The organism is Pseudomonas sp. MF6747 (genome assembly GCF_963890955.1).
GTDB lineage: Bacteria > Pseudomonadota > Gammaproteobacteria > Pseudomonadales > Pseudomonadaceae > Aquipseudomonas.
The window spans coordinates 76,740-95,404 of sequence record NZ_CAWPSZ010000011.1; the positions used below are offsets into that span (position 1 = coordinate 76,740).

General features: G+C 56.7%; 16 protein-coding genes. 2 read left to right on the forward strand and 14 right to left on the reverse strand.

Features of this window, described 5'->3' with window-relative positions; translation table 11 throughout:
- Positions 1-147: 147 nt before the first annotated feature.
- A complete protein-coding gene (locus AACW30_RS12375) occupies positions 148-1,359 on the forward strand; it encodes a M24 family metallopeptidase (RefSeq protein ID WP_042558385.1) in 1,212 nt (403 codons plus the stop codon).
- 297 nt (positions 1,360-1,656) lie between these two features.
- Positions 1,657-2,997 (forward strand): MFS transporter, encoded by a 1,341-nt coding sequence (locus tag AACW30_RS12380; RefSeq protein ID WP_042558386.1) that lies wholly within the window; start codon positions 1,657-1,659, stop codon positions 2,995-2,997.
- Positions 2,998-3,086: 89 nt separating this feature from the next.
- On the opposite strand, the gene AACW30_RS12385 is transcribed toward AACW30_RS12380, so the two are convergent.
- The 14 genes from AACW30_RS12385 to AACW30_RS12450 all read right to left on the reverse strand — a co-directional run bounded on the left by AACW30_RS12385 (position 3,087) and on the right by AACW30_RS12450 (position 18,593).
- Complete coding sequence (locus AACW30_RS12385; RefSeq protein WP_169864294.1) at positions 3,087-4,106, reverse strand: GlxA family transcriptional regulator; 1,020 nt, start codon at positions 4,104-4,106, stop codon at positions 3,087-3,089.
- 486 nt (positions 4,107-4,592) lie between these two features.
- The gene (locus AACW30_RS12390; RefSeq protein WP_223816864.1) at positions 4,593-5,507 is read right to left on the reverse strand and encodes a polysaccharide deacetylase family protein; all 915 of its coding nucleotides are present in this window, start codon (positions 5,505-5,507) and stop codon (positions 4,593-4,595) included.
- A gap of 38 nt (positions 5,508-5,545) precedes the next feature.
- Positions 5,546-6,472: an ABC transporter permease gene (locus AACW30_RS12395; RefSeq protein ID WP_042558387.1), complete on the reverse strand. Its 927-nt coding sequence runs from the start codon at positions 6,470-6,472 to the stop codon at positions 5,546-5,548.
- Positions 6,462-7,526 (reverse strand): ABC transporter permease, encoded by a 1,065-nt coding sequence (locus AACW30_RS12400; RefSeq protein WP_235378390.1) that lies wholly within the window; start codon positions 7,524-7,526, stop codon positions 6,462-6,464. The genes AACW30_RS12395 and AACW30_RS12400 overlap by 11 nt, the downstream gene beginning before the upstream one ends.
- A gap of 32 nt (positions 7,527-7,558) precedes the next feature.
- Complete coding sequence (locus AACW30_RS12405) at positions 7,559-9,076, reverse strand: ABC transporter ATP-binding protein (RefSeq protein ID WP_042558389.1); 1,518 nt, start codon at positions 9,074-9,076, stop codon at positions 7,559-7,561.
- Positions 9,076-10,083 carry a BMP family protein gene (locus AACW30_RS12410; RefSeq protein ID WP_162184574.1) on the reverse strand — a complete coding sequence of 336 codons (1,008 nt, stop codon included), beginning with the start codon at positions 10,081-10,083 and terminating at the stop codon, positions 9,076-9,078. Before AACW30_RS12410 ends, AACW30_RS12405 begins: the two co-directional genes overlap by 1 nt.
- 496 nt (positions 10,084-10,579) lie before the next feature.
- Complete coding sequence (locus tag AACW30_RS12415; RefSeq protein WP_042558390.1) at positions 10,580-11,185, reverse strand: cupin domain-containing protein; 606 nt, start codon at positions 11,183-11,185, stop codon at positions 10,580-10,582.
- Between the two features lie 82 nt (positions 11,186-11,267).
- The gene (locus tag AACW30_RS12420; protein WP_042558391.1) at positions 11,268-11,978 is read right to left on the reverse strand and encodes a DUF1989 domain-containing protein; all 711 of its coding nucleotides are present in this window, start codon (positions 11,976-11,978) and stop codon (positions 11,268-11,270) included.
- Positions 11,979-11,994: 16 nt separating this feature from the next.
- Positions 11,995-13,227 carry a M20 family metallo-hydrolase gene (locus tag AACW30_RS12425; RefSeq protein WP_042558392.1) on the reverse strand — a complete coding sequence of 411 codons (1,233 nt, stop codon included), beginning with the start codon at positions 13,225-13,227 and terminating at the stop codon, positions 11,995-11,997.
- Positions 13,224-14,030 carry an amino acid ABC transporter ATP-binding protein gene (locus AACW30_RS12430; RefSeq protein ID WP_042558393.1) on the reverse strand — a complete coding sequence of 269 codons (807 nt, stop codon included), beginning with the start codon at positions 14,028-14,030 and terminating at the stop codon, positions 13,224-13,226. Before AACW30_RS12430 ends, AACW30_RS12425 begins: the two co-directional genes overlap by 4 nt.
- Positions 14,031-14,034: 4 nt before the next feature.
- Positions 14,035-14,682, reverse strand: a complete 648-nt coding sequence (locus AACW30_RS12435; RefSeq protein WP_042558394.1) for an amino acid ABC transporter permease — start codon at positions 14,680-14,682, stop codon at positions 14,035-14,037.
- Entirely contained in the window at positions 14,682-15,341 is a 660-nt protein-coding gene (locus AACW30_RS12440; protein ID WP_131672230.1) for an amino acid ABC transporter permease, read from the reverse strand. The genes AACW30_RS12435 and AACW30_RS12440 overlap by 1 nt, the downstream gene beginning before the upstream one ends.
- Positions 15,342-15,348: 7 nt before the next feature.
- Complete coding sequence (locus AACW30_RS12445; protein WP_042558395.1) at positions 15,349-16,197, reverse strand: transporter substrate-binding domain-containing protein; 849 nt, start codon at positions 16,195-16,197, stop codon at positions 15,349-15,351.
- Positions 16,198-17,078: 881 nt separating this feature from the next.
- Positions 17,079-18,593, reverse strand: coding sequence for an MFS transporter (locus AACW30_RS12450; RefSeq protein ID WP_200625093.1), 1,515 nt, complete (start codon positions 18,591-18,593; stop codon positions 17,079-17,081).
- Positions 18,594-18,665: the final 72 nt, after the last annotated feature.

Here is an 18,665-nt window from a genome sequence, read left to right on the forward strand (position 1 = left end):
CCTGAGTTCGCCTTCGAAAATAGCGGGTCTGGCCAATTACAGGTCGGATTCGCACAAAAAATCCTAGTTCGCATCTGTTCGAATGATGTTCAGCGGCCAGCCAGAGTGGCGTCTTATGTCGCTCAATCAACGACAAGGATAAATGACATGCAAATGCCTAAAACGATCCAGATCAAGAACGGCGAAAAAGTAAAATCGACGTTTTCGGTTCAGGAGTACGCCAATCGACAGGCCAAATTGCGAGCGTATCTAGCGCAAAACAATATTGATGCGGCAGTATTCACGTCCTATCACAACATCAACTACTACAGCGATTTCCTGTTTTGCTCTTTCGGTCGCCCGTACGCGCTGGTCGTTACCCAAGACAGTGCCGTTACCATCAGCGCCAACATCGATGGCGGTCAGCCTTGGCGCCGCACCGTGGGCACTGAGAACATCATTTACACAGACTGGCAGCGCGATAATTATTTCGTCGCGATTCAGCAAGCTTTGCCGAAAGCTGGACGCATTGGCATCGAATTTGACCATCTGAACCTGCTCAATCGCGACAAACTTGCCAGTCGTTACCCGCAGGCCGAACTGGTGGATATCGGTGCACCTTGCATGCGTATGCGCATGATCAAATCCGCCGAAGAGCATGAAATCATCCGTCATGGTGCCCGCGTGGCAGACATCGGTGGCGCAGCAGTCGTGGAAGCCTTGCGTGATCAGGTGCCGGAGTATGAAGTCGCCTTGCACGCTACCCAGGCGATGGTGCGCGAAATTGCCCGCACCTTCCCGGACTCCGAACTGATGGACACTTGGACCTGGTTCCAGTCTGGCATCAACACCGACGGTGCTCATAACCCGGTGACCTCGCGCAAGGTTAACAAGGGCGACATCCTGAGCCTCAATTGCTTCCCGATGATCGCTGGTTATTACACTGCGCTGGAACGCACAATGTTCCTGGACCATTGCTCCGACGAGCATCTCCGTTTGTGGGAAGTGAACGTTAAAGTGCACGAGGCCGGCCTGAAACTAATCAAGCCGGGCATGCGCTGCTGCGATATCGCTCTGCAACTCAACGAGATTTTCCTTGAGCACGATCTGCTGCAATACCGCACCTTCGGCTACGGCCACTCCTTCGGTACACTGAGCCATTACTACGGCCGCGAAGCTGGGTTGGAACTGCGCGAAGACATTGACACGGTACTGGAGCCGGGGATGGTGGTTTCCATTGAACCGATGATCATGCTGCCTGAAGGCCTTCCGGGCGCGGGCGGTTACCGCGAACATGACATATTGATCGTCAACGAGCAGGGCGGGGAAAACATCACCAAATTCCCGTATGGCCCGGAACATAACATCATCAAGAAGTGAGATTAGGCGCCGCACAGTGAACCTGTGCGGCGTTTTCTTTTGTTAATAGTAAAAGTATAGGAAATACCGTCCCGGCGGCTGAGTTAAACCGGAAAAACCAACGCGTGCACGATAATATCGCGCATCATTTACTGACCCTTAACCCTGCCAAGTAAAACAATAGAGGGTATTTGTCATGTACTACGTCACGATTCCGGCCACGGGCTCGAAGCAGTTCAATTTCCATACCGCTTCTGGTAGCGATACAGCGTTGCCTCTTCATTCCGATAACAGCACCTCTACCCCCGGAGGTGCGCAATGAGCACCCAAAACGCAAGTCTGACGCCGATCCTGGAACAGCAGCTTGAACGGATTTCCGAGCGCAAGGCACTGCGGCGCGCGGCCAGTGCCAGCTTCATGGGCAACTTCGTCGAATGGTTCGACTACGCGGCCTACGGCTATTTGGCAACCGTGATTGCACTGACGTTTTTTCCGCAGACCGACAAGGCGACCGGGCTGCTGGCAACCTTCGCGGTGTTTGCGCTGTCGTTTTTCGTTCGCCCGCTGGGAGGGCTAGTCTGGGGTCACTTCGGAGACAAGTACGGGCGGCGCAGCGCGTTGTCCTGGTCGATTCTGATCATGTCAATCTCGACCTTCTGCATCGGTATCCTGCCGACTTACAACCATATTGGTCTGTGGGCACCCGCTCTGTTGTTACTAATCCGCTTGTTTCAGGGCTTTTCCGCTTCCGGAGAGTACGCTGGGGCATCAGCCTTTCTGGCCGAGTATGCCCCTGAGGGTAAACGCGGTTTGTATACCAGCATCGTGCCGGCGAGTACTGCTGCCGGCTTGTTGTTCGGCGCAGTGTTCGTGGCCGGTTTGCATTCGTGGATGAGCGTTGAGGATCTGCACAGTTGGGGCTGGCGTTTGCCCTTCCTGCTGGCGGCGCCGTTCGGTCTAGTCGGGCGTTACATCCGTATGAGTTTGCAAGACACACCCAAATTTCTAGAGATGGAAAAACGCCTCGAGGCCAAGGAATGCGCGACCCACGCTCCGGTTCGCGAACTTTTGACCTTACACCGGCGTAGCGTGATTATCGGCATCGGTGTGACATGCTTGAATGCGGTAGCGTTCTACCTGTTGCTCAGTTATATGCCGACCTACCTGTCTACCGAGATGGGCATGAGCGAGAGCGATTCGTTCATGGCGTCGACTGTGTCGTTGGCGACCTACATCGGGCTGATTTTCCTGATGGGCAAGCTGTCGGATCTGTTCGGACGCAAGGCCATGTTGCTGACCGCATCGGTGCTGTTTCTGGCGCTTACATGGCCGCTGTTCGGCATGTTGAACAACCAGCCGCTGATCGTCATCCTGATGATCCAGATAGCCTTCGGCGCGATCCTGGCGATGAACGACGGCACCTTGCCGTGCTTCCTCGCCGAGATATTCCCGACCCGCGTGCGCTTCAGTGGTTTTGCCTTCAGCTTCAATATCGCCAATGCGGTGTTCGGCGGTACGGCGCCATTTATTGCGACTTGGCTGATTCAGCTGACCGGTAATAAAATGGCACCAGCCTGGTATCTGCTGGCGGCCGCCGCTGTAGCGTTAATTGCCATGCTGGCGAGCCGCGAGACTGCGCATAAAGCTTTGCAAGACTGACCCGAACGTCACAACCCAATATATAGGGGGCATAGCCTGTTCAGTGGAGTCCTCGCGGTCGCCATTGCGATGAGGATACGCCCTATAAATTAATGCATCGCAGCCACTTGCTTGCGTTCGCCGAGGGGTGATATCCCGAAGAAACGGCTGTAGCATTTGGAGAAGTGCGCAGGGGAGATAAAGCCGCAAGCGAGGGCGATATCACGAACTTGCGACTCGCTGCGCAGTAGCAATTGTCTCGCTCGCGACAGGCGCAGTTCCAGGTAATACTGACTCGGCGTGCGTTGTAGGTGCTTGTGAAACAACCGCTCTAGGTGCCGTACCGACACTTCGTTCAATCGCGCGAGCTCCTCAAGGCCCAACGGCTCCTCAAGATTGGCCTCCATGATTGCCACCATCTGGCTGAGCTTAGGTTGAGAGGTGCCCAGTTTCTGTCGTAATGGCACACGCTGCTGTTCCTGCGCGCCCCGGACCCGATCACACAGTAGCAACTCGGCTGCATGGGCTGCAATTTCGCGACCACCGGGTTCGCGCGCTATCAACTGCAGTGTCATGTCCATAGAGGCCACGCCGCCTGAGCACGTGTAGCGATCGCGATCAAGCTCAAACAACTGATTGGAAATAATGATGCCCGGGAAACGCTCCTTCAAAGCTTCGATGTCTTCCCAGTGAATAGTGCAGCGATAACCCTTAAGTAAGTTTGCGCGCGCCAATAAGTGGCTTCCAGTGCAAATCCCGCCTAGGGGCACTTGATCATGCGCCAGCTTACGGAGCCAGTTGAGTAGCGGTAGGCTGCTGTGATTAGAGACGATAGGGTTTGATCCGACAACGAACAGCATATCCAGCTTTGGTGCATCGGTGATGGTGTAGTCGGGCAGCAGGCGCATGCCGTTGCTGGCCATGACCGGCTCCATGTTGGCAGCGATGATAACCGTGCGGAACATCGTTTGACGCGCCGCCATATTGGCTATGCGCAAGGTTTCCACAGCGGAAGCGAAGCCGATAGTGGTGAAATTTGGTATGACCAAAAAACCAACGGTTTTCAATGGCCGATGTTCATCAACCGAACGCCCTGCGACAGGGTGGAGGGACGCGTGGAGTTTCGCCATCGATAGCGCTCCTCAAGGTATAAGTGACGCGTTCTGCAGCAATCTGCCGACATTCGGCATCATCTGGTTCTGGGATTGTTAGCAGGTTTTGGCTCTTGATCTTACCCTGCATGTCGGGCCTATGCGTAACGGCCTTTTTGCTTTTTTATTTTGGGCATGGAGCGTCCATTTTGTTACCCATCTGCCATGGCGTCCGTACCAGAAAATGTGATTGGGGTGGTGCTCCGTAATGGCCACTTGTTAAATCGCTGGGCGTAATAGCAGCTTTGTCTAGGTAACCCTCTAATACTCGACGTTGAAGTGCGCTGCTGTGAATTCGACGCGCGGGCATTTTAGTCAATTGCGAATTCTGTCAGTTGTAGTTAACGACTCGTCGCCGAAATGGACATGTGGGTAAGTGAGTTGACTGTGTATTTTTATAGGTTTAAGGAATTGCCTGTGGTGGTCAGGCAGTCGCCTGATGGCGACCGCTAATCAGCGTTTTGGCTAATATTTGTCAAACTTGACGGGGCCGTCGTACGGCGGCATACGCTCCACCCGCAGATTTGCCGACCCTTGGTCATGTACTTGACTTACATGCGCGGCGATTTCTTCCAGCGTGGCGAACCACACTCCACCTTTGGCCTGCATGTATTCAATGAAGCGCACCGCCTCATGCCAGCGGGCGAGGCGGCCGCTTACGAACGGATGCCAGACTGCAACCAGAAGCCCTCCGTGCTCCCACATCGCATCAAACTCGGCCTTGTAAACGGAGATGGCTTCCTGAGGCGAACGGATCGGCATGCTGTAGTCGATGTCGCTCATGTGCACGTACGGCGGCCAGTCATCCATCGCCCAATGGGTCGGTAGCTCTACCAGTTGGCCGGTTTTGCCTTGCAGGATGTACGGGATATCGTCGCCCATCAACGAGGCGTCGTACTTGAAGCCTTCGGCAATCAACAGGTCTGTGGTAGCGGGCGAGAAGTTGTATAGCGGGGCGCGGAAACCTCGGGGTTTCTGGCCTGTGTGGCGTTCGATGATATCGATAGATTTACGCAGCCAGAACAGCTCTTCCTCTTCGCTGATTTCGTTGACGTGCTCATGGATGTAGCCATGGTGTCCGATTTCATGACCGTCCTTGACCATCGCTTCGACCGCGGCCGGATATTGCTCAATGCACCAGGCAGGAACGAAGAATGTCTGTTTCAGACCCAGGTCCCGGTAGGATTGCAGGATTCGCGGTACGCCGACTTTCGGTCCGTATTGCAGGGTTGAAATGGTGCTGACCCGCTTATGGCTGTCTGCGGGGCGATGCAGGTGCAGGAAGCTGTCGGCGTCCATGTCGAAGGTGATCGCCACGGCGCATCGCGCGCCGCCAGGCCACGGAATAGGGTTGTTGATCATGCTTGCAGGTTTGCTCATGTCGGTACCTGTTAAAAACTGAAAGTCGAGGCGAAATGCTATTTGCCACCGCGCTTGAAGTATTCACCTGCGGCGGCCGGAGGCCTGATCTTTCCGGCGAAGATCACCAGTGCGGCAATGGATGCGACATAAGGCAGCACCACGAACAGCTGATAGGGCACATCCGGATGACCAAATTGCAAACGCAGTTGCAGTGCATCGGCCAGGCCGAACAACAGACAGGCAGCTAGTGCGCCCACTGGATTCCATCGACCTAGAATCAATGCCGCCAGGGCAATGAAGCCTTTGCCCGCGCTCATGTGCTCGGTAAACATGAAGACTTGTGACAGCACCAAATAGCAGCCACCCAGTCCGGCGATCACACAAGAGCCCACAACGCTTAAAAAACGAATCCGGAATACGTTCAATCCGGCGCTATCGGCGGCTCTTGGATACTCACCGGTGGCGCGCAGGTTCAGGCCCCACGAAGTGCGGAATAGAAGCCACCAGGCAAGTGGCACCAGGCCGTATAGCAGATAGACAAGTAAATTCTGCTGGAACAGAATATCGCCGATCACCGGGATCGACGCCAGCCCCGGAACAGGCAATGTCGTGAAGCCCGGCAACAATGCTGAAGCAGCTTGCTCGCTGAACGCCATGCGTGCGAAGAAAGAGGTCATGCCAATGACCAGCATGTTGATGGCGATACCCGCAACCATTTGGTTGATTGCCAGGCGCACCGTCATGGTTGCCAATAGCAGTCCGACCAGTCCCGCCGCAAGTAATCCACCCAGCAAACCTCCCCACACGCTTTGCAGGAAAAACGCACCTAGAGCCGCACCGAACGCGCCGCCCAGGACGCTGCCCTCCAGCGCCAGGTTGAACACCCCGGCACGTTCACACCAGATGCCGCCCAATGCCGCGAAAATTAGCGGGACGGCGAGGCGCAGTCCGGTGGCAAGAATATCCAGATAACTAGCGTCCATCGGTCAAACCCTCCGCTGTGTTTTGCTGGTTCGGGATGCTGGCCGTTTTCGCCAACGGGTTATTCCGCTTTTGCAGGTTTAATTTCCAGATCAGCCCGGCGGCGACAAAGATCACGATCAGCCCGCGCAATGCTTCTATCGCTGTCACATCTAGGCCGATGGCGCGTTGCATGTACTGCGCGCCAGTGCTCAGGCCTGCCAGGAAAAACGCCGAAAATGTCGCCAGCAAAGGATTCAGGCTGGCCATAAAGGCAACCACGATGCCGTCGTAGCCATAGCCGGGGCTGAACAGGTGATACAACCGGTATTTGACCCCGAGTACTTCTATCGCCCCCGCCAAGCCAGCGATGGCGCCACCTGCGATCATGCTGCCGATCAGGTTGCGGTTCACGGACATACCAGCGTAGCGCGCGGCTTGCGGGCTTTTGCCTACCGCCGTCATTGAAAAGCCGATGGTGGTGTATTTGAAGACGACAAAGGTCATCAAGCTCAAGAGCGCCGCAATCAGCACACCGATGTGAGTGTCAGTGTCCGACAGCAGCAGAGGCAGCCATAAGTCTTCGCTGATTTCTGCTGAGTAAGGGTAGGGCGCGCCTTCCTGCATCATTGGACCGCCTGCGAAATAGCTGACGATATTGATCGCCACGTAGTTCATCAGCAGCGTCACGATGACTTCATTGATGCCGCGTTTTGCCCTTAGATACCCTGGAATCGAGCCCCACAGGCCACCGCCCAGCATGCCTGCCAGCAGGCACAGCAGCACATGCAGCATCGCAGGCATCTGCGGCAGATACAGCGCGACGGCTGCCGCTGCCAGTCCACCGATATAGATCTGCCCCTCGGCACCGACATTGAGCAGCCCGCAACGCATGGGAATGATCACCGCAAGCCCGGCGAGCAGCATCGGGCACATTTTGACCAGGGTATCGGCCAGGCCGTGATAGTCGAAAAAGGCTCCTTTAAACAACGCTTGATAAGCAGCCATGGGATTTTTGCCAGCCGCTACGATGAGCAGCGAACCCAGGGCAAAGGCTGCAAGCACCGCCCAGACCATTCGCAGGCGATGCAGCCAGCGCCAGACTTCATTCATGACAAAACCTCTTGTGAAGCCGTGCTGGTCATCAGTGAACCAATCAGGTCCGCTGTGGCGTCGGCGCGATTCAGTACACCCGTCAGATGACCTGCGCACATCACGCCAATACGATCAGAAATCGCCATGACTTCTTCCAGCTCCGTCGATATGTAAAGCACCGCTTTGCCCGCTTGCCGCTGTTCGCGCACGACCCCTTGCACGGCTTCGATAGCACCGACATCCAAGCCTTTGCACGGCTGCATGACGATTAGCAGATCAGGGTCGCATTCGACTTCCCGGGCAAAAATCAGCTTTTGCTGGTTGCCTCCTGAGAGGAACCGTACTTGCTGGTCAACCGAGTGCATGCGCACGTCGTATCGGGAGCACCAGTCTTTGGTGATCTCCCGCGCGCGTTTTGTTTTGAGCAGGGCGAAACGCGAAAACGGTGAGCGTCGGTGATCGCGCAGCATGGCGTTTTCCCACAGCGTGAAATCCAGTACCAGCCCGGTGCTGTGGCGATCTTCGGGAACATAGCCGACCCTGAACCGTTTACGGCGGCTGGCGACATCGTGGCCAAGCATCGACTGGCCGCGCATGTAGACTTCCCCGGATTGCGCATGGCGCATTCCGGCGATCGTATCCGCAAGCTCCGCCTGGCCGTTGCCGTCAACGCCGACAATACCCAGCACTTCCCCCGCTCGAATCTCGAAGCTGACAGAATTCAACGCCTGAATGCCGCGATCATTATTGGCCGACAAAGCTCGTACCTTGAGCACAACCGGGCCCTGTACAACCATGGGAAGCTCAACGGGCTGGGCCAATTCACGGCCGACCATCAACCGGGAAATTTCCTGTGGCGTGCTTTCACTGACCTGAGCGTGTCCGACGACATTGCCCCGGCGCAGTACCGTCACCCGATCACAAACCCGAAACACCTCATCGAGCTTGTGCGTGATGAACAACATGGTTTTGCCCATCGAGCGCAGGTTATCCAGAATTTGTAGAAATGCGTCGATCTCGGTAGGGGCCAGAACGCTGGTGGGTTCATCCAGAATCAGCACTTCCACGTCCCGATACAGCGCCTTGAGGATTTCCACCCGCTGACGCATGCCTATCGGAAGTTGCCAGATCAGGCGATCAGGATCGACATTCAGGCCGACCTGAGCGCTCAGTTCTATCAGCTTGCGACGGTGATCAGTGAGTTTCAGCCGCAGGCCGCCCGGCAGGCCGAGGACGACGTTCTCCAGAACGCTCAGGTTATCCACCAGCATGAAATGCTGGTGGATCATGCCAATACCATCGGACAGGGCCTGACGGGGCGAGTCGATTGACAGCTCCCTACCATCAAGGCGAACCACACCGGAGTCCGGTTGGTAAAAGCCGTAGAGGATGTTCATCAGTGTGGTTTTACCCGCACCATTCTCACCCAACAGCGCATGGATACTGCCTTTGCTTACTCCCAGAGTGACGTCCTTCAGGGCCGTGAAGTCGCCGAATCGCTTGCCGATTCCCTCCAGTTGTAAATAGCTCATCAGGGTTTTACCGCCGCCGCGACTGCTGGCTGGCTGGCATTGCGCTGCTTGATGGTCTCGATCAATGCCGCGGCATCGGTCCTGGTCTGCTCGGATACTGCTTTGCCGTAGCTACCGAGGCGGAAGGCTTTGGGCGTTTCAAAGCCGTACACATAAGACTTGCCGCCCAGCGACGAGCTTTGCGCCTGAGTAAGCACCGTCAGCAGCGCACCGCGCATATCTAGCACGGCTGATTGCAGCAGGTTATCCGGCCAGTCACTCAACGCATCGTAGTAAATTCCGAACCCCTGTTTGTTCTCCTGACGGACTGCTTGCAGACTGCCAAGTACAGCGTTATCCATGGTTGGGAACACCACATCGGCTTTCTGCCCAATTAGATTCAAGGCCGCTTCTTTGCCTTTGGCCAGGTCATCCCAGTCGTTGGTCCATGCACTCAGGACCTGGCCCTGTGGTCGGGCGGCCTTGAAGCCTTCGACGAAACCGTCGTTGAGGTCGGAGTACGCTTTGATTTTTTGCGCACCGACAAAACCACCCACTCCGCTCAACGACGTTTTGCCGCCGATGTAGCCAATGACATAACCCATGTCCTTCATATCGAACGCCAGCGTCGAGACATTGCCGCCGCTTTTGGTGCCGTTTACCACCAGGAACTGGGTCTTGCTGTTGCGTTTGGCAACCCGGTCCACTGAATCCTGAAACTCGCCCCCATAACCAATCACCACGTCATAGCCGCGTCGGGCGTAGTCTGCCAAGGCTTGAGCCTGGTCTGGTTGCGGGACCTTTTCGCTGTAGGCCACATCTATCTTCAGTGCGTCGCGTGCCTGAATTACACCCTCATAACCGGACTGGTTGAAGGAACGGTCGGTGATGTTGCCGGCTAGCACAATGGCAACTTTCAACGGATCCGCAGCCACTGTCCCCGCGTAGGCACACGAGAAGGAGAGGGTGGTTATCGCTGCAATGCGAGCGAGCAAAGTGAAGCGAGTCGTGACGCTGGATTGGGTCATACGGTCCCCTGATTATAGTGGCTTACATTTAATTCAAGTTACTTGAATAATGTGAAAGCAATGTTCATGCCTGATTCGGAGGCACGATCTATTGCCCTGTAGCACCACAAAACCAAGGTCTTTCGCCAACCTGAATTGCGCCGGATTGAGGCGTCTGGGCGTAGGCTGCACTAATAGAAGACGGTGGCAGGATATTTATTCAAGGTGCTTGATGAATATTGTTGGTTCTGACGTTAAAGGCGCGTTGAGGGCGTTGTGGCCGGATGATTTGTCACCGATCCTGACATCGCCTACAGCACCGCAAATGCAACACCTGTATGAGCCAACGGCGTTGCGAGGCGGCGTGCTGACACTACTTTGCCAAAAAGGCTGCGCTCCCGATTTTCTCTGCAGATATGCATTTCAAATCAGAGCGGCGCATGTTGCGGGGTGGTGGGCGCTGCTGTCAGCGGCGGTGTCGACGAGGCGGACGTTGCCAAGTACCGAAAGCAGTTTGTTAGAAGGTAGCGGGCGTGTTGATCCAAAGTATGCGAACGACACTCTTGGTCGAGTTGCGATAGCCATGGGGTACGTTGCTGGGGAAGTGAAAGGAGTCGCCAGCATTCAGCGTGTAGGTGGTCTCGCCGAGAGTCAGGTCGAGGCTTCCCTCGATCACGTAACCCATCTCTTCACCAGCATGCTCGATCATGTCGCTGACCATGCCAGGGGAAACGATATGAATATCGCCTTGCAGCAGCCCGCCTTTTTGCAGATGGGTGATGCGTTCCAGATCGATATAGCCCTTGGCGGTGCCTTGTGCGAAACGACTCACTTGTCGACCGCCGGCGCGCAGCACGGGCTCTTCAGACTCCCAGTCTTCGGATGTCAGCTCGGACACGTTGCTGCCTAGCGCGAGTGCCAGGCGGTGCAGCATGGCCAGTGAAGGCGATGCGGCGTCGTTTTCCAGCTTGGAAATCAGGCTTTCGGAGCAGTTGGCAGCCTGGGCAACTTGCTTGAGAGTTAAGCCTGCCACCTTACGCGCATGGCGAAGGCGAACGCTCAAACTCGGCAGGGCATCGGAATGCTGGGATTTGGCTACTGGCGTTTTGCTGGGTGTGGACATGCATCCCTCGAAAAGTTTGTACGAAGTGAGCGACAGGCATCCTAGGGTTACGGGAGCCTGTCGTCTACTGGGGTACTGAAGATCAGCCGTGAACCGAGAAGGTAACTTCCACCGGGTTAAGGTCATTGATAGGCACAATGTCCTGAGGGCAGGCTGACATCACCACGATAACGTCCATGTCTGCACGGATTTCAACGTAGTCCCCGGCTGTGGATACCGGCGGCAGCCATTCAACAGTGTAATCAGGCTTGACCGGAATGTTCATCCACAGATTGAAAGGCTGCGGAACTTCATGGGAGCGCAGACCAATAGCCTGCAAGGCCAGACGCATGTTATCCGCGCAGCTGTCGTGATAACCCTCGACTCCCAGGTTGGTGTAGCGGTGCAGGTCACACGCAGCCATCAAGGTGTCGTGAATGCCGGGTGAGGTGTCGGTCAACAAGGTACCGATCGTGCGGCGGCGGTTACTGAACAGCGCGTCGCCAGTCTTGGGAATGATGCTGTTGCAATGCGCGCGAGCATGTTCCATCGATAGGAATTCGCTCATGTCTTCGCTGTTGAACAACCAGGTGTCACATACCTGGGTGCCGTGAGTGTTGACGATTTTGATGACCTGGCCAGCTTTCAGGCGGACGGCGCGGCCACAACGGGCAGGCACTGTGTAACTTTCGCCCAGGACTGGAGTGCCATCGGCCGAGATCGGTTCTTTCAACGTGGCGTTGATGCCCAGCGAGGAGCCATTGTCGGGCTGGCAGCAGGCCGGATAGTCGTGGCTATGGGTAATATTGGTCATATGAGTTCCTATGGGTTCAGGGTTGTTCTGCAAGTGCAACCAGGCTCCAGGCCAATGCCTGGGCGCCTGCTTTCAATTGCGCGGGATCTGTGAATTCCTTCGGGTTGTGGCTTATGCCGTCCCGGCTGGGTACAAAAAGCATTGCTGTCGGACAGTGCCCGGCCAGATACATGGCGTCGTGGAAGGCGCCAGAACGTATCGATTGCCAAGTCAGTCCTGTGGCGTCGCAGGCGTTCTCCAACACATTGATGACCTGATGATCGAACGCGGTCGGGCTGTGGCTGAACAGGCTGGTCAGTTCGGCGTCGGCAGGCAGGCAGGCACTGAGGGCATTATCGAAGGCTTCGAGTACAGCCGGATCGGCGTGGCGGAAGTCGATGCTGAAGGTTGCTTCACCGGCAATCGTGTTGATTGCATTGGGCGAGACGTTCCAGCGTCCGAATGTCAGGCGCTTGTCGTCACCGGCAAGTTGTTCGGCCAGCGCGTCGATGCGGCCGAGGGATTCCATGGCGAGCAACAACGCATCGCGCCGCATGTGCGTCGGCGTGGTTCCTGCGTGTGCCGAAGCACCCTTGCAGCGCACTTGATACCAGCGCACGCCCTGAATACCCGAAACCACTCCCAGCGGGACATTGGCTTGCTCCAATATCGGGCCTTGCTCAATGTGCAACTCGACAAAGGCGTGTGTGGCGATTTTTTCGCGCTGTGGCAGTTCGGCAAAGCGCAGGGCGTGAGCGTCCAGTGCCTCTCCTACCGATATACCCGCAGCGTCAAGGTTGTTTCGATAAGTCTCCAGTCGCGCCGGGTCTACGTAGGCGCTGGAGCCCATCGCTCCTGGACTGAAGCGGCTGCCTTCTTCGTTAGTCCAGACCACCACTTCGATCGGGCGACGGGTGCTGACGTTGAGTTCTGCCAACGCATACAGACATTCAAGCCCGGCCATCACCCCGTAACAGCCGTCAAGCTTCCCGCCTGTGGGTTGGGTGTCGACGTGGCTCCCGGTCATCACTGGCGTTAAGTCCTCACGGCCTTCGCGGCGTATGAACAGGTTGGCGCTGGCGTCGGTCCACACTTTGCAGTCCAGTTTTCGGGCTTCTTCAATCAGCCAGGCGCGGGCCAGGAAGTCTTCTTCGGACAACGCCTGACGGTTCATTCCGCCATCGATGCCGGGCCCGAAGGTTGCCAGGGTCTCCAACAAACGCTGCAGTCGTTCCGATGAAACGGCCTGCATCACTTGATCGGCAATCATGGGGTCACCTGCACGCGTGGAGTGAGGCTGCGGTTAAACCAGGGGCTGAGAAACTGCTGTAAGCGTTCCGTCTTTGGTGCCTGAAACAGTGCCTGCGGAGTACCGGTTTCAATAATTTTTCCTGCTTCCATAAACACTACCTGACTGGATATCTGTGCAGCGAAGCTCATTTCATGGGTCACCATCACCATGGTCATGCCATCGTTCGCAAGGCTGCGAATGACCTGCAGTACTTCCTCGACCAATTCCGGGTCCAGCGCCGAGGTCGGTTCGTCGAGCAGCATCAACCGCGGTTTTACTGCCAGTGCCCGGGCAATGCCGACGCGTTGCTGCTGTCCGCCGGAGAGGCGAGCGGGGTACGCATCCGCCTTGGCGCTCAGGCCGACCCGTGCCAGTGCCTGATCAGCCAGGTTGCGCGCCTCGGCCTTGGCGATTTTCTTGCCGAGTACCAAAGGCGCCATGACGTTGTCGCGCACGGTCATGTGCGGCCACAGATTGAATTGCTGGAACACCATGGACAGCGGGTTGCGCACCTCATCGATCTTGGCTTCGCTGTCGCGGTCGGCTTCACGTCTGCCCGGTCCGCTATAGCCCAGCAGTTGACCATCGATCCATATCTCTCCCTCGTCATAGCGCTCAAGGAAATTCATACAGCGCAGGGCGGTGGTTTTTCCTGATCCTGAAGGCCCGATCAAAGACACGATTTCACCGGCTTGTACGCTCAGGTCAAACTCACTGAGCACACGGTGCGAGCCATAGGATTTGCCAACGCCACGCAAGTTGAGAAGCGGAAGGGTATTCATCTGTTCAGCCTCGTAGATGGCGTGTCATGCGCCGCCCCAGTGCGCTGGCTACAGCTGCGACCGACGAGGTCAGCAGCCAGTAGCTCAACACCAGCAGGGCATACGGCAATACGTAGGAAAAGGTGGTGGATACGATGCGTCCGGCAGTCATGGTCAGTTCTGGCACGGTAATAATCGAGGTGACGGCGCTTTCCTTGATGGTCAGGATCACCTGATTGCCCAATAGCGGGAGGGCGAATGCCAGCGCTTGCGGCGCTTGTATGTGCCAGAACACCCGGCTGCGCGAAATGCCATGCACCCGCGCTGCTTCTACTTGACCGTTGGGCACACTGGCCCAGGCAGAGCGGAACAGCTCAGCAAAATAAGCAGCGCTGTATAAGGCCAGCGAGAGGATGCTTGCCTCGACGGCTTCCAGCCGTAGACCGATGACTGGCAGCCCGAAATAAATAATCGCGAGTTGGGCGAGAAAAGGTGTTCCGCGAATAAGCCACACGTAAACGCGATAGATCGCTACAAATCCTGGGGCCGCCATGCGCAAGGCGTTGATCCCGAATCCCAGCAGTAAGCCCATGGCAGCGGCAGTCAGGCTAATACCCAGCGTGACAAGCAGTGCATTGGCGAAATCCGGGAGATAACTCAATAATTCTTGCATCACTTGAGCTCCTTCCAGCGACGTTCCAGCAGGCTGCCGAGCACGCTCAACAGGCTTGTCAGCACGAGATAAAACAAGCCCGCCACCAGATACACCTCAAGCGGGCGGTAAGTCTGCGAAACCAGCTGCTGGCTGACGCGCATCAAATCAGTGATGGAAATGACCGAAACCACGGCTGAAACCTTGATCACATCGATCAACTCGGAGATCAGCGCGGGTGAGGTGAGGCGCAACACTTGTGGCAGTTGGATATGAAAAAGCGTGTTGTATTTGCCGATGGCAAACACGGCCGCCGCTTCCATCTGGCCCTTGGGGATTGCGGCGAAACCGCTGCTCAGAATCTGCGACTGATAAGCCGCCGTGTTCAGCGCTAGGGCTACAGCAGCAGCCACCATGGGTGGCACATCCAGGCCCAGGGCTGATGGGAGATAGAACAGAAGCAGCAGCTGCGCCAGCATGGGCGTGCCACGAAAGAAACTGACATACACCCGGGTGAATGCTCTGCCGGCAGGGCTGCGACCATTGGCAATCAGATGAATTACTACGCCGAGAATGAAACCCAGCAGCATGCCGATGGCGCACAACCACAATGTGGTTGTTGCACCGTCGATCAAGGCAGGCCAATAGAGCGCGAGACGGCTGCTGAAATCATTCATCATCAGCGGCTCAGATGCTCGGTACTGGCATGGCATCAGCAGGCAAGTCCATGGTGAAACCAAACCACTTATCTTGCAGCGTCTTTAAGGTGCCATCTTTTCCTGCACGGGCAATGCCCTCGCTAAATAGCTTCACCAGGCTTGCGCTGTCAGCATCCTTGCGACCGACCCAGCCGAAATACGTCACTGGACCCACCATCTCCGGCAGCGTTGTGAAAAGCCCCGGACGAGCTTTCATCAATGGGCCTAGGTTGGAAAGCGACTGTGCCACGCCATCGAGACGACCATTGGCCAGATCCGCATAAGCTTCATCGAAGCTCACATACTCTTTGATCCGCTTGAGGCCCGGTTGGCCTTCAGCTTTGAGCTTGGTGTCCAGTGCTTGTAGCACTGCCAGCTGGCCGGAACCTGCCTGAGAGCCAATCACCCGACCGTTCAAGTCGGTCAATGCCTTGATATTGTTATCGTCGGCGCGCTTGAGCAATGCAACGGTGGACTCGGCAATGGGGACGGTAAAGGCGAATTGCTCAAAACGCGCTTTATTGACTGTCACTGATGTCACGACGAAGTCGAATTTACGGGTATCCAAGCCTGGCAAAATCCCCTGGAACGGTAGATCGAGCTGGCGCACCTTAACGCCGGGCAAGTCAGCATCCAGTACGTAATGCATCAGGTCTGCGCCATAGCCGACAATCTTGCCATTTTCTACCGACTCGAACGGCGCGAAACGCGCCTCGGTGGCAACGACTATCTCGTTTTTCTGCTTGATGCGCTGCAGCAAATCGTCTGCGTGCGCTAGAGAAATACTGCACAGCGTGACGAGCGACAGCGAGAGTGCTTTTAGAGTGAAACGCGTCATTGGTATTCCCCTTGAATTCCTCAAATTGTTATTCAAGTAACTTGAATATTAATACAAGAGCATGAAGCGTGCCAGGAGGTAGCTTGCGCGAATAGGGGCGTAGGAGAGGATGGGAAGTCGGGAGAGGTGCGCTAATTGCGTGCGATAGCAGGTGTTACGCATTGATGTGGTGCGCAGTGTGTGGGTGGTGTCTGTAGTGCTTGGATGTGCCGACGCTGCTCGGGTGCTTGTTCGTGGGGCGGGGGAAAAAACGCAGTGCTTACATATGTCCTAACGAGTAACTATTCAGAGCTCGAAAGCAGTCGGTCACTAATGGCAGCTTTGGTCAGCTTGAACGCCTTGGCACGCTTTGCAGGGTTGGCGAGAGCCGGAAGTTTGAACTCTGAGACGGCAGGCTACGATTGCGAGGCATTCGATTGAAACCGAACGCATGATCATTGACCTACAGTGATTAGCACGGAATGTCCGCAATTGGCCGATTTCTGGCTTTAGTCAACTGCTTTACGTAGAGCCGCAGCAACGGTAATGGGCAATGCTACATCTGGCTGGGATCAGTCGACCACTACATAGCGACTGGGTTCCGGCTCCGAGGTTTTGACGTTACCAAGACGTATCAGGTGCTCGCGAACGTCAAGCTGGTCCAAAGTAATCTATTCGGGCCATTCAGAGAGTCGCTGAGCATCGTAATTCCCAACTTAAAATAATGAGTACATAATCAAGTCCATCAGCGGTATGCTGAGCGACAGAAAGCTGAAGCTTTCAATGATTTAGAGGATGAGTTATGATCCCGTCCGCTGCGCCATATTCGGTCACCTGGAACGCTGAACGCCAGGTCACCACAGGAAGCCCGCTCATTGAGCGGGCTTTTTTTTGCCTGCGATTCAGCTCGGTGATTCAACGGCGGGCGCCGTGGGGATCGGCGCGACCTCGCGTCGGCTCAGAAACGCGAACACCACCGCCGCCGTGAGCAGGGTGAGCCCCGCCAACCCTTGCAGCAAGGTGTTGAAGCCTGCGAGGTAGGCCGTGCGCAGCCCCGCCAGTGGCAGGGTCGCACTGGCGTGTCGGGCATCGCCCATGACCAACTGCTGGGCAATAACCGACACCTCCTGCGCAGTGCCGGCTTGCAGATGACGCGCGACCAACGCACTCAATACCGCCAGGGTGATTGCCAGCGCCACACCTTCACTGGCGACTCGGGTGGTATTGAAAATCCCTGCCGCCATCCCCGCGCGTTCTTTAGGCACCACGCTGATCGCCAGGCCGTCCATCAACCCCCAGGGCAACCCGGTGCCGATGCCGATAACCAGCATCGCGGCGACGGTCTGCACGGGGTGGCCGACGTTGACCAGGCTCAACCCGTACAGGCCTGCCGCCGCAATCAGCAGGCCGATAGCGCACAGCAGTCCCGCCGACAGCCAGCGCGTGAGGCTTGCCGCGATAATCGGCACCACCAGCATCGGCGCCGACAACGCCAGCATCATCAACCCCGCGTCAAACGCGCTGGCACCCTCCACACCGATAAACCGCAGCGGCAGTAGCACGATCAACACGATGTAGCAGTAACAGGTGCCGATCGGCAGCAACTGCACGCCGATAAAGCGGGGAAAACGAAACAACTCCAGCGCCAGCATCGGTTGGCTGGCGCGATGTTCCACGAGGATGAACACCAGCAAAAACACGGCTGCTGACGCGAGCAGGGCATGGATCGTCGATGAGGCCCAACCGTGTTCGGGGGCCAGGATGACCGCCGTCGTCAAGGTCACCAGCATGGCCGAAAACGTCAGTACGCCGGCCAGGTCCAGGCGCAGCGCCTGCGGGTCGCGGCTCTCGCGCATTTTGGGGGCGGCGAACAACAGCGACAGGCCCGCCAGCAACGCCGTGGTGAGGAATACCGCGCGCCAACCCCACTGTTCAATCAGCAGCCCCGACACCAGGGGGCCGAATGCCAACCCCGCGCCAAACGTACTGCCCAGCAGGCTGAAGGCTCGGGTGCGCGCATGCCCGTCAAACTCCTGCGCCAGTGCCGCGCAGCCGCTGGCCAGCGCAGTGGCTGCCGCAATCCCTTGCACGCCGCGCAATATATCCAGCCACACAATGCCCGGGGCCACGGCCAGCAGCAGTGACACCAGGGTAAACAGCAACATGCCCGACAAAAACAACCGCTTGCGCCCATAGCGGTCGGCCAGGGTGCCAGCGGCCATCAACAGGCTGCCGAAACTGAGCATGAACGCGTTGGTAATCCAGGCCAATTGCGCAGGATGGGCCGCAAATGCCTCACCGATAAACGGCGTGGCCACGGCGCCGCCGGTGAAACTCATGGGTAATACCAGCGCCGCGAGGCAAATCGCCGCCAGAATGGCATAGCTGCCAGGCGCGGATTCAGTGGTTGCGTTCATGGGCGTTCCCGTCGGTCTATAAAGATAAAGACTCTAATCAGGATGTAATCGCGGATAAACAGGTCTACATTC